Source organism: Kitasatospora sp. NPDC032121, from assembly GCF_055580145.1.
This window is the reverse complement of the sequence record NZ_JBVILX010000013.1, coordinates 202,670-216,334: the sequence shown is the minus strand read 5'-3', so window position 1 is coordinate 216,334 and position 13,665 is coordinate 202,670. Positions and strand designations below refer to the sequence as shown.

The following is a 13,665-nucleotide window of genomic DNA, read 5'->3' as shown; positions in this document are numbered from 1 at the left end:
GTCGCTCGTGCGTGCCGTTTGTTACTCATCGCTTGCCGCTTGCCGCTTGCCGCTTGCCGCTTGACGCTGGCCGCTGGTCGTGCCGCGCGGGTTCGGGCCTGTCCGTTGCCTTCCCCCGGGCGGCCAGTCTGCCCGGCTCGGGGGCGGGCGTCGCAGGATTTCCGGTGCGGCATGAGTGCACTGTGTGGGACGGGGGCGGGCCCGTCGCGGTTGCCAGTGCCGGAAGCTGCCGGACCGTCGTCCCGGTTGCCGGGCGCCGGGTGGGGACTTCGGCGCGGTTGATGAGGGAGGATGGGGCGCGGGTGCTCCCGGACGGTTCCGGCACCTGTCGAGAATCGTGATGAGGAGAGCGACCCGCCATGCGCACTGCCGTCGTCGTCGGCACCGGACTGATCGGCACCTCCGCCGCGCTCGCCCTGACCGCTCGCGGGCTGACCGTCCATCTGGAGGACGCGGACCCCGACGCGGCCCGCACCGCCGAGTCGCTCGGCGCCGGCACCACCGACCCGGTCGACGGCCCGGTCGACCTGGCGATCATCGCCGTCCCGCCCGCGCTGGTCGGCAGCGTGCTCGCCGACTGCCAGCGCCGCAACCTGGCGCACTGGTACACCGACGTCGCCAGTGTGAAGGCCGGACCGCGCAGCGAGATCGCCGAGTTGGGCTGCGACACCGTCCACTACATCGGTAGTCACCCGATGGCCGGCCGCGAGCGCTCCGGTCCGTTGGCCGCGCGCGCCGACATCTTCGAGGGCCGCCCCTGGGTGCTCACCCCGACCGCGGACACCGACACCGAGACGCTCAACGCCGCGCTGGAACTGGTCGCGCTCTGCGGAGCGGTGCCGATCGTGATGGACGCGGCCGAGCACGACCGGGCGGTCGCCCTGGTCTCGCACGCCCCGCAGCTGGTCTCCTCGCTGGTCGCGGCCCGGCTGGAGAACGCCGACGAGACCGCCATAAGGCTCTCCGGCCAGGGCGTGCGCGACGTCACCAGGATCGCCGCCTCCAACCCCGGCATGTGGGTCGACATCCTCTCCGCCAACGCGGGCGCGGTCGCGGACGTCCTGGAGGGGGTCGCCCGCGACCTCGGCGAGACGGTCACCGCGCTGCGCGCGATGGAGGCGGTCGAGGAGAGCGAGCGCCAGGCGGGCGCGGCCGGGATCGAGGCGGTCATGCGGCGCGGCAACACCGGCCAGGCCCGCATCCCCGGCAAGCACGGCGCGCCGCCGACCCGGTACGAGACCGTGGCGGTCGTACTGGGCGACCAGCCGGGCGAGCTGGGCCGGCTGTTCGGGGAGGTCGGCGACGCCGGGGTCAACATCGAGGACGTCGTCATCGAGCACTCGACCGGGCAGCAGGTCGGCTTCGTCCAGCTGTCGGTGGCGCCGACGGCGGTGAAGCGGCTGACCAAGGCGTTGCGGGCGAGCGGCTGGAGCGTCCGGGACTGAGTCGCCGAGCCCGGGGCGGACGTGTCCGGGGCAGACGTTTCCGCGGTGGGGCGTTCCGGGGTGGGGCGTTCCGGAGAGGAGCGTTCCAGGGAGGGGCGTTCCGGGGAGGGAGCGGGTGTGATCATCGACTTGCCGTTGGGGGAGACCAGGCACAGGTTCGCCGGAGACCTGGTGGACCTCGGGAACGAGCGGTTCCTGCGGGCCGTGCTGGGCGGAGGGCACCTGATCCGCCACCGCAGCGTCGAGGTGATGTACGAGCGGCTCCGGCCCGTACCGCCGTACCCGGACTTCGCCGAGCCGGAGCCGACCTTCAGCCTGCTGCTGCGGGCCGCCCACGCCGCGTTCGCCGAGCACCTGCCGCTGAGCCTGTCCCCGGACGTGCTCTGGTACGCGGTGGTGCACGAGGTCGCGGTGCACGTACGGATGTACCCGCCGCGCTACCGGGCGCTGTTCGGCGCCGTCGGCGGGCGGCGGGGCCCGATCGTGGTGCGGGACGACACCCTGGCTGGGCCGACGGCGGGTTGGTCGGAGCCGGACTGGTCGCGATCGGTCCGACTGGTGCGGGAGCCGCTCGCGGCGGCCGTCGGCGCGGAACTGGTGGATCTGTTCCGGCCGGACTTCTCCACCACGACGCCGGACGACGCCTCCTCGGCGCTGGTGGCGCTGATGGACGTGGTCAGTCCGTACTACGACTTCCGCTGGGAGACCCGCTGCGGGATCCCGCGGGTGCGGCTGGAGGGCACGGCCGGGGACTGGGCGCGGCTGGCGGCCGGGGTGGGCGCGCTGGCGCGACGCTTCGGCTGGCTGGCGCCGTGGTTCGCGCAGCTGCGGCCGGTGGTGGACGAGATCGCCGCGACGGCGGCCGGCGGTCCGGTGGACGAGGAGTTCTGGCGCTCGCTGTTCAAGTGGCGAGAGATGTCCGGAGGGCCCCGGGTGACCGGTTGGCTCACCGCCTTCCTCGCCCACACCCAGACGCCTGACGGGCCCAGGCTGCGGCGCTCCTTCGACTGGCGGGAGGCGGCGGGTCGCGAGTACCACCAGGGGGCGTTCGAGGTGAACGACTTCCCGTCGCACCTGTCGAGCGTGCCGTTCGTGTGGGAGGTGCTGGGGCGGGAGGTGCCGATGGTGCTGGTCGGCGGGGTCCTCGGGGTCGAACGGGACGGGGAGTACCTGCGGCCGCGACTGGGGACGGCGGTGCTGGAGGCGGCGGGGTAGCGGCCGGGGATGGTGGGTACCGACTGGTCGGGATGGACTGATCAGGGACGACTGGTCGGTGCGGGACTGATCAGGGTCGATTGGTCGGGGCGGGTCGACTGGTCGGGGTCGGGGGCCGGGTCGACCGGTCGGGCCGGACGGCGCGGAATGGGTCACGTCGGCGGTCCATTAACCTTGAGTGGAGACAATCCCGGCCGTCAGCCTGCCCAGGCTCCGGTTCCCATGCTCAGAGAGAGGTTCGCCCCGTGGACACTGCCGACCGAGCGCACGCCCCGGTCGTCGTCGCCATCGACGGACCCTCCGGCTCCGGCAAGTCGACCGTCTCGCGGGTGGTCGCCGCCAGGCTGGGCCTGAGCTTCCTGGACACCGGCGCCATGTACCGGGCGATGACCTGGTGGATGCTGGCCAACGACGTCGACGTCGACGACCCGGAGGCCGTGGCCGTCGCGTGCGGCAAGCCGGTGATCGTCTCGGGCACCGACGCCGACGGCCCCACCATCACGGTGGACGGCCAGGACGTGTCCGGCCCGATCCGCGGCCCCGAGGTGACCGCCAAGGTCAGCGCCGTGTCCGCGGTGCCGGCCGTACGGTCCCGGCTGGTGGAGCTCCAGCGCGGCTGCGCCGAGGTCGCCGAGCGCGGCATCGTCGCCGAGGGTCGGGACATGGGGAGCGTGGTGTTCCCGGACGCCACCGTCAAGGTCTTCCTGACCGCCTCCGAGGGGGCACGGGCCGCCCGCCGGGCGGCCGAGCTGCGCGCCAAGGGCGTGGACGAGGCGACCATCACCGCGATGGCCGCCGACCTCGCCCGCCGCGACGCCGCCGACTCCTCGCGGAAGACGGCCCCGCTGACCCAGGCCGCGGACGCGGTCCTGGTGGACACCAGCGACCTCACCCTGGAGCAGGTGATCGACCGGATCGCCGGGCTGGTGGAGGAGCGGGCCGGACTGTCCGCGGTCTGACCGGCTGCCGCCGGTCCGATCAGGACCGGTCCGACCGGCCTTCGGGCCTTCGGGCCTTCGGGTCGAACAACGAGTGAACCGCGGGCCGTCGAGGCGCCGCGGAGACAACCAACGCGCTGCCCCGAGCGGGGCAGGTACGCACGGCACGCCCCTGGGAAGGGCCGGGCCGGGAAACGGAACAGACGAACATGACCGCAGAGCACGCCGCCACCGGCCACGGTGAGCTGGACGCCGCCGACTACGCCGAGTTCATGGCGCTCGCCGCCGAGGAGGGCTTCGACCTCGACGGCTTCGACGCCGTGGACGGTGCCGAGCACGTCCGACTGCCGGTGCTGGCCGTGGTCGGCCGCCCGAACGTCGGCAAGTCGACCCTGGTGAACCGCATCATCGGCCGCCGCGAGGCCGTCGTCGAGGACAAGCCGGGCGTCACCCGCGACCGGGTCACCTACGAGGCCAGCTGGAACGGCCGCCGCTTCAAGGTCGTCGACACCGGCGGCTGGGAGATCGACGTCCTCGGCATCGACGCCATGGTGGCCGCGCAGGCCGAGCTGGGCATCGAGCAGGCCGACGCGGTGCTGTTCGTGGTGGACGCCACCGTCGGTGCCACCGACACCGACGAGGCGCTGATCAAGATCATCCGGCGGGCGGGCAAGCCGACCGTCCTGTGCGCCAACAAGGTCGACGGCCCCTCCACCGAGGCCGAGGCGGCCTACCTGTGGTCGCTCGGCCTCGGCGAGCCGTACCCGGTCTCCGCCCTGCACGGCCGCGGCTCCGGCGACCTGCTGGACGCCGTCATGAACGCCCTGCCCGAGGCCCCGCCGCAGACCTTCGGCGACGCTGCCCCCGGCGGCCCACGCCGCATCGCGCTGATCGGCCGGCCCAACGTCGGCAAGTCCAGCCTGCTGAACAAGGTCGCCGGCGAGGAGCGCGTCGTCGTCAACGAGCTGGCCGGCACCACCCGCGACCCGGTCGACGAGATGATCGAGCTCGGCGGCAAGACCTGGAAGTTCGTGGACACCGCCGGTATCCGCCGCCGGGTCCACCTGACCGCCGGCGCCGACTTCTACGCCTCGCTGCGCACCGCCTCCGCGCTGGAGAAGGCCGAGGTCGCGGTCGTCCTGATCGACGCCAGCGAGACCCTCGCCGAGCAGGACACCCGGATCATCTCGATGGCCGTCGAGGCCGGGCGCGCCGTCGTCATCGCCTACAACAAGTGGGACCAGCTGGACGAGGAGCGCCGCTACTACCTGGAGCGCGAGATCGAGCGCGACCTCGTCCAGGTGCAGTGGGCCCCGCGCGTCAACGTCTCGGCCAAGACCGGCCGGCACATGGAGAAGCTCGTCCCGGCGGTCGAGACCGCGCTGGAGGGCTGGGAGACCCGCGTCCCGACCGCGCGCCTGAACGCCTTCCTCGGCGAGCTGGTCGCCGCCCACCCGCACCCGATCCGGGGTGGCAAGCAGCCGCGCATCCTGTTCGGCACCCAGGCGGGCATCCGTCCGCCGCGCTTCGTGCTGTTCGCCTCGGGCTTCCTGGAGGCCGGCTACCGGCGCTTCATCGAGCGCCGGCTGCGCGAGGAGTTCGGGTTCGTGGGGACCCCGATCTCGATCTCGGTGCGGGTCCGGGAGAAGCGCAAGAAGAAGTAGTGGAGCAGGAGCGGTCGGTCCGCTGATCGACCGACCGCCGGCCGGAGGGCCTCGCCACGGTGGTGGCGGGGCCCTCCGGCGTTTCCGGGCTCGGCCGGGGTGCCCTCGTGCGGCTCCCGTCCGGGTCTCCAGGGTTCCCGCTGGCGGTTCCTGTCCATGGTCCCTGCTCGGGGTTCCCGTTCGCGGCTCCTGCTCGGGGTGCGGGCCGGGCGTCAGCGGTGTTCGGCTCCTGCTTGGGGTGCGGGCCGGGCGTCAGCGGTGTTCGGCTCCTGCTCGGGGTGCGGGCCGGGCGTCAGCGGTGTTCGGCGGTGGGGCCCGGGGGCAGGGAGAGCATCTGGCGGTGGCGACCGCCGCCGCCGGGCGAGGAGGGGGCGGGGGCGAGGCCGGTGGCCGTGCCCATCACCGGGGCGGGCGCGGGTGGCGTCGGCGGTACGGGTGCCGGCACCGGCAGCGAGTGCGGGGCCGCGCCCAGGTAGCCGGCCGCCACCCATCCCTGACCGTTGGTGAACTGGGCAGCAGGGACGGCGGGTTGGGCCTGGACGGGTGCCGAGGTGGTGTGGCCGAGGCCGTCGCTGGTGGGGGCGGTGGGCTCGGGACGGCCGGCGGAGTGGCCGTGGCGGTGGTGGCCGGTGCTGTGGCTTCCGATGTGGCTTTCAGCGGTGTGACCGCCGGTGTGACTGCCAGGGTGACTGCCGGGGTGGGGGTTGGTGTGGGTGCCGGTGTGACCGCCGGGGTGGGGGTTGCTGTGGGCGCCGGTATGACTGCCGGGGTGGGGGTTGGCGTGGGCGCCGGTGTGACCGCCGGAGTGGCCGTGTTGCTGGGCGCTGGTGTGACTGCTGGTGTGCCCCCGGTCGTGCCCACCGGTATGACCGGGCTGCTGGCCGCCGGTGGGGCCCGAGCCGTGGCTCTGGGGGCCCGGAACGAACTGGGGCAGGCCCGGCACCTGGCCCGCGAGGGTGTGGAACGCCTGCTGCTGGGGCGGGTACGAGCGCTGTTCGCCGAGCAGCGGGTAACCGTCGCGGACCGCGAAGCCGGTGAACTTCAGGTCCTCCTCGCCCGAGCGGTCGCCGGGAAGGGCACGGAAGAGGCGCCGGTACTCGGAGTACAGCTCGTCGTAGATCGGCGTGGCGGAGTGCGGGTGCTCGGCGTCGTACGAGGGGCGCATGCCCGGGATCGAGCGCGAGGCGGTGGCGGACCGGCCGGGGGACGCGGAGACGTCGTAGCTGTACACGTAGGGGCCAACGAGCGAGAGGGGCGGGGGATGCGGGGCGCGGGAGTGCGGGCGCACTCACACGCCGGGGCGTGGAGGGGGCGGGTGCGCCGGGCGGAGTGCAGGCACGCCGGGGCGCGGCGGGCACGCGCCCGCCGGAAGGCGGCCGTGGGGGTGGGCGGCCGCCTTCCGGCGGGTCGGGCGCGGAGGCGGATCAGGTACCGGCGAGCGGGAGGGAGGCGGCCACCACCTGACCCAGCGCCACCGCCCGCTCCAGCGCCTGGCGCAGCAGGTCCTCACGGGGCTGCCGGCCGACCATGCCGGCCGGCACGGCGTACATCGTCACCTCGGAGAGCTGGCTGGCGGCCATCCGCCAGGCGTCGGGGACCTGGAGCGGCTGGTGGGCCTGCCACCAGCCGGTGCTGCCGCCGGCCGCGGCGGGCTGGAGGACCGCGTGCAGCTTGCCCATCGCGACCAGGACGGACCAGCCGGGCAGCTGTTCCGGGGTCTCGTCCAGGTCCGTGACCGGCTGGAAGCCCGCGTCCTGGAGCAGGTCGAGGAACTCGTCCTCGCCCGAGGTGCTGCCGGGGCGGCCGACCGGGCCGGTCGGCTCGACCACCAGCGAGGCGTGACCGACCTTGCCGTGCAGGACCAGTCCGCAGGTGATGCCGAGGATGGCGGCCTGGCCGGGGGCGCTCGGCTGGGTCGGGGCCGGACCGGCGGGCGGGGCCGGGGCCGGGGCGGGGGCTTGCGGTACGCCGGCGGGGACGGCGAGGTCCGGGCCGCCGGGCTGGGACTGGCTGATGCTGCGGACGGCACCGGCCAGCTGCTCCTCGGAGACCGGTACGACCTGGGAGGGGATGCAGCGGGCGTGTGCGAAGGCGAGGACGGCCGTCTCGTCGCCGACGAACAGCACGGTGCTGGTGGGTTCCACGTGCGTGTCGCCGGGGGTCCGGCAGGAGGTGCACTCGTAGCTGTCGGGGGCGCGGTCGCCGCCTAGCAGGCGGTCGGCCTCGTCGTCGCCGATCTCGGACCGGACCTCGTCGCTGACGTCGAGCATGCGCGGCACAGGGTCTCCTCGGGTGGGTGTGGATGGGGTTCGGGGGCGGACACGGGGAGGTCGTCATGCCCAACGGGCCCTTGTGTCAGGCGTCACGGGTGCCCGTCAAGGCTGACGGGAATTGCGTCGGATCCGACCGCACGGCGTGTTCTCGTGGTCGCAATCTGTCGATGTCGGTGTCAGGACTGCCGGAATCAAACAGTGAGGTGAGTCACGCGGCCTGGATGTTTGATCTAGGAATCGATGGCTAAAGCGGACATTTCGGGCATGATTGCCTGGTTGTTACCCTCGGTAACCGTTGGCTGAGCTGGGCAGACCGCCGAGGTTTTGGTTTCCGCACCGACCGGCTCGTAGCTTCTTCGTCGGCGCAACGAGCGCCACCCGGGTTCACCCCCGACGCACGGCTCCCCGGTTCGCCGGGCGTGGCTGGTGCCCGCCGACGCGATCGCTCGAACAGGTCGCTCGGCGAGCGGCTGGGTGGCCGGGGCGGCAGCGGCACGTCCGACACGTGCACGGCCGTCCGACGGACGCGGCAAGCGATCGCGGCCCTCCCCAGGGCCTGGTTCCGCATGCCCGCCCGGGGCTGTCGAGAGGAACCCCATGACCTTCCGTAACGAGACCGCCGCTGCCACCACCTCCGCCGCCACCAAGCGCAACCGCGTTCGGATGGCCGTCGTGGCGGGTGCCGCTGTCGCGGCCCTGCCGGTGGCCGGCCTCGTCACGGCCACCTCGGCCTCCGCCGCCTCCGTCGCCACCTGGGACGCCGTCGCCCAGTGCGAGAGCGGCGGCAACTGGGCCATCAACACCGGCAACGGTTTCTACGGCGGTCTGCAGTTCACCTCCAGCACCTGGGCCGCGTTCGGTGGCACCGCCTACGCCCCGCAGGCCAACCTGGCCACCAAGGCGCAGCAGATCGCCGTCGCCGAGAAGGTCCTCGCCTCCCAGGGCCCGGGTGCCTGGCCCGTCTGCTCCGTCAAGGCTGGTCTGACCAAGGGCGGCGCCCCGGCCGCCGTCGACACCTCGGCGGGCTCGACCGCCGCCAAGCCGGCGCAGGCCCCGAAGGCCGCCGCCAAGCCGGCCGAGGCCCCGAAGGCCGCCCCCAAGGCCCAGGCCGCGCCGAAGAACGACGCTGCCGCGCCGAAGACCGACGCCCAGAAGCCCGCGCCGAAGGCCGACCAGGGTGCCAAGTCCTGGAACAGCTCGAACGACGCCAAGCCGGCCGACAAGGGCAGCTACACCGTCAAGGCCGGTGACACCCTGAGCTCCATCGCCGCCGCGCAGGGCCTGGACTGGCACGACCTGTACAAGAACAACGCCAAGGTCATCGGCGGCAACCCGGACCTGATCTTCCCGGGCCAGGCCCTCAGCATCTGAGGTCTCGCCCAGCACTCGAGGCCCCGTGCGTAGCCGGTATCGGCTGCTCGGGTTTCACGGTGCCGGTGCCCGGTCGGGCGCCACTGTGTCGACGTGTCGATGTGCCGAGGCGTTCGGCTCCCACGGCCGCTTCTCCACCGTGCGGGTTCCCCCGCGGGTCGGGGGAGCGGCCGTCGGCGTTTCGCGGCTTCCCGCGATGCTTCGCGGCGTCTCGTGGTGTTCGGCGATGCTTCGCGGTGTTCGGTGCTGCTCTGCGGTGCTCGGCGTGGTGCCCGGGTGCCCGGCGCCCGAGTGCCCGGGTGTCACCGTGGCGGCGTCGCCGGCCTTCCTGCGGGCTGGAGTTGGGACTCCCGGGGTGTGCCCGCCGTCGGGTAGTGGGGCTGGGCCCGGGCGGTCGCGGTGCGGGAGGATGGTGGGGTGATCCAGGGCGAGTTGTTCAGCGACCCGGACGGGTTCCCGGGCGGGCGCGATCGTTCCGAGCCGGCCCCCGGCGCCGTTCTGCTCCCCGGTTGGCTGGACCTCGACGCGCAGCGCCGGCTGGTCGGTGCCTGCCGGGAGTGGGCCCGTCCGCCGGCCGGCCTGCACGCCGTGCGGATGCCCACCGGCGGGATGATGTCCGTCCGGATGGTGAGCCTCGGCCTGCACTGGTACCCGTACGGGTACCGGCGGGTCGCCGAGGACGGCGCGCCCGTCAAGCCGTTCCCGTCGCTGCTCGGGGACCTGGCGCGCAGGGCCGTCGCCGAGGCGTACGGGGCCGCGGTGGGGGAGATCGCGGGCGCGGCGACGTACGCGCCGGACATCGCGATCGTCAACCACTACGCGCACGGCGCGAAGATGGGCCTCCACCAGGACCGCGACGAGCGGGCCGACGCGCCGGTGGTGTCGCTCTCGCTGGGCGACGGCTGCGTCTTCCGGCTCGGGAACACCGAGACCAGGACCCGGCCGTGGACGGACCTGGAACTGCGCAGCGGGGACCTGCTGGTGTTCGGCGGCCCGGTCCGGTTCGCGTACCACGGGGTCGTGCGGACGCTGCCGGGGACGGCCGATCCGGCGCTGGGGCTGACCGGGCGGCTCAACATCACGGTGCGGGAGTCGGGGCTGGGGGAGTAGCCGAGGAGGGTTTCCCTGGGGGCGCGAGGTCGTCCCGTCCGCCACTGGTTCGCCGGTTCACCGACTTGCCAGTTCGCCGACTCACTGACTCAGTGACTCGCCGACTCGCGGACTCGCGGACTCGCCGACTCGTTTACTCGTCTACTCGTTCGAGTGAACTGGGGGTTCCGGGCCGCTGTGCGGGAATGACCAGGGTCGCCGGAGAATTCGAGTGAGCTGGAGAATTCGTTCGGAGTCAGGAGAGGAAGCGTGCGCGCATGAGTACCCCCGTCGACGATCTTGTCGATCTGCTCGACCTCGAGCAGATCGAACTCAACATCTTCCGTGGGCGCAGCCCCGAGGAGGCGCTGCAGCGGACGTTCGGCGGTCAGGTCGCCGGGCAGGCGCTGGTCGCGGCAGGGCGCACGGTGGATGACGAGCGCCCGGTCCACTCGCTGCACGCCTACTTCCTGCGCCCCGGTGTCCCCGGTGTGCCGATCGTCTACCAGGTCGACCGGATCAGGGACGGCCGCTCCTTCACCACCCGCCGGGTGCTCGGCATCCAGGGCGGCCGGTCGATCTTCGCGCTCACGGCCGACTTCCACAGACCCGAGGAAGCGGGCATCGAGCACCAGTACCCGATGCCGGCCGTCGCCGCCCCCGAGGGCCTGCCGAGCGCGCTGGACGAGGTCGGCTCCCGGCTCGGCGAGCTGCCCCCGTTCATCAGCCGCCGCCAGCCCTTCGACATCCGGTACGTCGACCGGCTGCGGTGGAGCAAGGAGGAGCTGGCGGGAGTCGAGGCGCGCAGCGGCGTCTGGCTGCGCACCAACGGCCCGCTGCCGGACGACCCGCTGATACACGTCTGCGCCCTCACCTACGCCAGTGACATGACGCTGCTGGACGCCGTCCGGGCCCCGGTCGAGCCATTGTGGGGCGAGCGGAACTTCGACATGGCCTCGCTCGACCACGCGATGTGGTTCCACCAGCCGTTCCGGACGGACGACTGGCTGCTGTACCAGCAGGAGTCCCCGATCGCGCACGGCGCGCGCGGCCTGGCACGTGGGCAGATCTTCGACCGGCACGGCCGTCTGGTGGTGTCCGTGGTGCAGGAAGGGCTGTTCCGTCCGCTGAAGCGTCACGACGGGTAGGTGATGCCCGTGGCCGGTGTCGCCGTGCCCGGTGCTGGTGTGCCTGGTGTTGTCGGGCCCTGTGTCGTGCCGACGTGTGTTGTGCCCCGTTTCGGTGCGTTGCCGCCGTGTTGCGGTTTCGGCGGTTTCGAGCCGACGGGAATGATCCGTCCGCGTGGACGGTGTTGTGGATGACCGAGACGGACGGCCCGAACGGCGGGCCGTCCACGGACAGACCGGGAGGGTGGACCGATGACGGCGACGGCCGCGGAGGACTGGAAGCACTGGAGCGACGGTCGGGCGGCGTCGGTGAGCGCGCCGCACGGCCAGCTCGCACTCACCGGCACGCACTGGCTGGAGCCGGAGCCCGCCGAGATCCCCGGCCTGCCCGGGCGCTGGTGGGCCGACGCCGAGGGCGTCCGGGTGCGGGCGGAGGCGACCGACGGCATCACGGTCGACGGCGCCGGCGCACCGGTGGACGGCGACGTGCTGCTCCGCCCGGACAGCGACCCGGCCGCCGACACCGCCACCCTGGGCGCCCTGCTGCTCGTCCCGATCGAACGCGAGGGCGAGCTGGCCCTTCGGGTCTTCGACCCGGCGGCACCTCGGCGGACCGCGTTCGCGGGCATCGCCGCCTACCCGTACGCGCCCGAGTGGGCGGTGCCCGCCGTCTTCACCCCGTTCGAGGACGGTGACGCGCAGTCGGTCGTGGTCCCGAACGCCGACGGGCGGGAGCGCCCGCTGGCCGTCTCCGGGCAGATCGCCTTCACCGTGGCGGGCGAGCACCGCACCCTGACCGTCAGCAGGTCGGGCGAGCGGCTCAGCGGTGTGATCGCCGACGCGACCAGCGGCATCGACACCTACCGCTTCCGCTTCATCACCCTGCCGGCACCCGACGCCGAGGGCCGTACCGTCCTCGACCTCAACCGGGCCTACCTGCCGCCGTGCGCCTTCTCGGACCACTTCATCTGCCCGTTCCCGCCGCCGGGCAACCGGCTGGACTTCGCGGTGGAGGCGGGGGAGAAGCAGGTGCTGAGCCGGTAGCGAGCGGGGGCGGGGCCCTGCTCGCGGCGGGGCCCGGTGCGAGGGCGTCCGGGGGCGGAGCGGAGCATGGGGGATTATGTCGAACAATCAACATTCCACCCCGTCCTCCTCTCCCTCGCCCGCTTCGCCCCCTCCGTCGTCCGTCGCGGAGCCCGAACCCGAACCCCAACCCGATCCCGGGCCGGGGGACGGCCCCGGGCCGGAGGCAGTGGCCGGTGCGCCCTGGTACCGGCGGGCGTTCGCCGACCTCAGCCCGCTGCGCGACCACCCGGACTACCGCCGCGTCTGGGCCGGACAGGCCATCTCCTCCATAGGCCAGCAGATGACGGCCGTCGCCGTCTCCGTCCAGGTCTACGACCTGACCGGCTCCGCCTTCGCGACCGGGCTCGTCGGCATCTTCTCCCTCGTCCCGCTGGTCGCCTTCGGCCTCTACGGAGGCGCCATCGCCGACACCGTCGACCGGCGGCGGCTGGGCCTGATCGGCTCGACGGGCCTGGCAGTCGTCTCCGCGGTCCTGGCCGCGCAGGCGCTCGCCGGCCTCGGCCTGGTCGCCGTCCTGTACGCCGCCGTCGCCGTCCAAGCCGGCTTCTTCGCGATCAGCTCGCCCGCCCGCTCCGCGATGATCCCCCGCCTGGTGCCCAGCCACCAGCTCCCGGCGGCGAACGCCCTGAACACCGTCAGCATGAACCTCGGCCTCACCGTCGGCCCGATGCTCGGAGGCGTCCTGATCGGCGCGTACGGCGCCCAGGCCGCCTACCTGATCGACACCGTCGCCTTCACCGCCACCCTCTACGCGATGTGGCGCCTGCCCGCCATGCGGCCGCTCGGCGAGCGCAAGGGCCGCGCCTCCGTCCTCGACGGCCTGCGCTTCCTGCGTGAGCAGCCCAACCTGCGCACCAGCTTCCTCGCCGACCTGGCCGCGATGGTCTTCGGCATGCCGCGCGCCCTCTTCCCGGCCATCGCGATCACCTTCTACGGCGGCGACGCCGGCACCGTCGGCCTGCTGGTCTCCGCCCCGGCCGTCGGCGCCCTGGTCGGCGCGCTCTTCTCCGGCTGGGTCGGCCGCGTGCGCCGCCAGGGCCTCGCCGTCCTCGCCGCCGTCGCCGCCTGGGGCCTGGCCATCGCGGCCTTCGGCGCCCTCCACAACCTCTGGCTCGGCCTCCTGCTGCTCGCGGTCGCGGGCTGCGCCGACACCATCAGCATGATCTTCCGCAACACGATGATGCAGGTCGCAGTCCCGGACGAGATGCGCGGCCGCCTCCAGGGCATCTTCATCGTCGTCGTGGCCGGCGGCCCCCGCCTCGGCGACTTCGAGTCCGGCACCGTCGCCGCCCTCACCAGCCCCGCCACCTCCGTGATCACCGGCGGCCTCGCCTGCGTCGCCGCCGTCCTCCTCCTCGCCGCCCGCCGCCCCGCCTTCCTCGCCTACGACGCCCGCCACCCCACCCCCTGAACCACCCAACCCCGAACCTGGCAGCGAGCACCCCCCGACGTGCTGT

Annotated in this window: 11 protein-coding genes; 9 read left to right on the top strand and 2 right to left on the bottom strand. The window is 73.4% G+C overall.

The genetic code is table 11. The features are described 5' to 3' along the window. Window positions 1-359 precede the first annotated feature (359 nt). The 4 genes from ACZ5OX_RS27695 (at window position 360) to der (ending at window position 5,262) form a co-directional block, all read left to right on the top strand. Window positions 360-1,445: a prephenate dehydrogenase gene (locus ACZ5OX_RS27695; protein WP_402414644.1), complete on the top strand. Its 1,086-nt coding sequence runs from the start codon at window positions 360-362 to the stop codon at window positions 1,443-1,445. A gap of 117 nt (window positions 1,446-1,562) precedes the next feature. After that, a complete protein-coding gene (locus ACZ5OX_RS27690; protein ID WP_465633816.1) occupies window positions 1,563-2,660 on the top strand; it encodes a DUF4419 domain-containing protein in 1,098 nt (365 codons plus the stop codon). 245 nt (window positions 2,661-2,905) lie between these two features. Next, complete coding sequence (gene cmk, locus ACZ5OX_RS27685) at window positions 2,906-3,619, top strand: (d)CMP kinase (protein ID WP_465633815.1); 714 nt, start codon at window positions 2,906-2,908, stop codon at window positions 3,617-3,619. 188 nt (window positions 3,620-3,807) lie between these two features. Next, entirely contained in the window at window positions 3,808-5,262 is a 1,455-nt protein-coding gene (gene der / locus ACZ5OX_RS27680) for a ribosome biogenesis GTPase Der (RefSeq protein ID WP_465633814.1), read from the top strand. Window positions 5,263-5,554: 292 nt separating this feature from the next. Here the strand turns inward: der and ACZ5OX_RS27675 are convergent, their stop codons facing one another. Together ACZ5OX_RS27675 and ACZ5OX_RS27670 are read right to left on the bottom strand one after the other, a co-directional pair. After that, window positions 5,555-6,493, bottom strand: coding sequence for a hypothetical protein (locus ACZ5OX_RS27675; protein ID WP_465633812.1), 939 nt, complete (start codon window positions 6,491-6,493; stop codon window positions 5,555-5,557). A 193-nt stretch (window positions 6,494-6,686) separates the two neighbouring features. Next, window positions 6,687-7,532, bottom strand: a complete 846-nt coding sequence (locus tag ACZ5OX_RS27670) for a hypothetical protein (protein WP_465633846.1) — start codon at window positions 7,530-7,532, stop codon at window positions 6,687-6,689. Window positions 7,533-8,132: 600 nt separating this feature from the next. Between ACZ5OX_RS27670 and ACZ5OX_RS27665 the strand changes: the two genes are divergently transcribed. From ACZ5OX_RS27665 to ACZ5OX_RS27645, 5 genes are all read left to right on the top strand, one after another. Next, the gene (locus tag ACZ5OX_RS27665; RefSeq protein ID WP_465633811.1) at window positions 8,133-8,906 is read left to right on the top strand and encodes a transglycosylase family protein; all 774 of its coding nucleotides are present in this window, start codon (window positions 8,133-8,135) and stop codon (window positions 8,904-8,906) included. A 420-nt stretch (window positions 8,907-9,326) separates the two neighbouring features. Then, on the top strand, window positions 9,327-10,016 hold the full coding sequence (locus ACZ5OX_RS27660) for an alpha-ketoglutarate-dependent dioxygenase AlkB family protein (protein WP_465633845.1): 690 nt from the start codon (window positions 9,327-9,329) through the stop codon (window positions 10,014-10,016). 257 nt (window positions 10,017-10,273) lie between these two features. After that, window positions 10,274-11,143: an acyl-CoA thioesterase gene (locus ACZ5OX_RS27655; RefSeq protein ID WP_449807993.1), complete on the top strand. Its 870-nt coding sequence runs from the start codon at window positions 10,274-10,276 to the stop codon at window positions 11,141-11,143. Between the two features lie 231 nt (window positions 11,144-11,374). After that, window positions 11,375-12,166, top strand: a complete 792-nt coding sequence (locus ACZ5OX_RS27650) for a DUF1684 domain-containing protein (protein ID WP_465633810.1) — start codon at window positions 11,375-11,377, stop codon at window positions 12,164-12,166. Between the two features lie 208 nt (window positions 12,167-12,374). Next, on the top strand, window positions 12,375-13,619 hold the full coding sequence (locus ACZ5OX_RS27645) for an MFS transporter (RefSeq protein WP_465633808.1): 1,245 nt from the start codon (window positions 12,375-12,377) through the stop codon (window positions 13,617-13,619). The last annotated feature ends 46 nt before the right edge of the window (window positions 13,620-13,665 follow it).

Excerpts from the sequence above, each read along its gene's own strand:
- ACZ5OX_RS27670 (WP_465633846.1), bottom strand. The coding sequence starts at position 7,532 with ATGCTCGACGTCAGCGACGAGGTCCGGTCCGAGATCGGCGACGACGAG.
- ACZ5OX_RS27695 (WP_402414644.1), top strand. The coding sequence starts at position 360 with ATGCGCACTGCCGTCGTCGTCGGCACCGGACTGATCGGCACCTCCGCC.
- ACZ5OX_RS27650 (WP_465633810.1), top strand. The coding sequence starts at position 11,375 with ATGACGGCGACGGCCGCGGAGGACTGGAAGCACTGGAGCGACGGTCGG.
- der (WP_465633814.1), top strand. The coding sequence starts at position 3,808 with ATGACCGCAGAGCACGCCGCCACCGGCCACGGTGAGCTGGACGCCGCC.
- ACZ5OX_RS27655 (WP_449807993.1), top strand. The coding sequence starts at position 10,274 with ATGAGTACCCCCGTCGACGATCTTGTCGATCTGCTCGACCTCGAGCAG.
- ACZ5OX_RS27665 (WP_465633811.1), top strand. The coding sequence starts at position 8,133 with ATGACCTTCCGTAACGAGACCGCCGCTGCCACCACCTCCGCCGCCACC.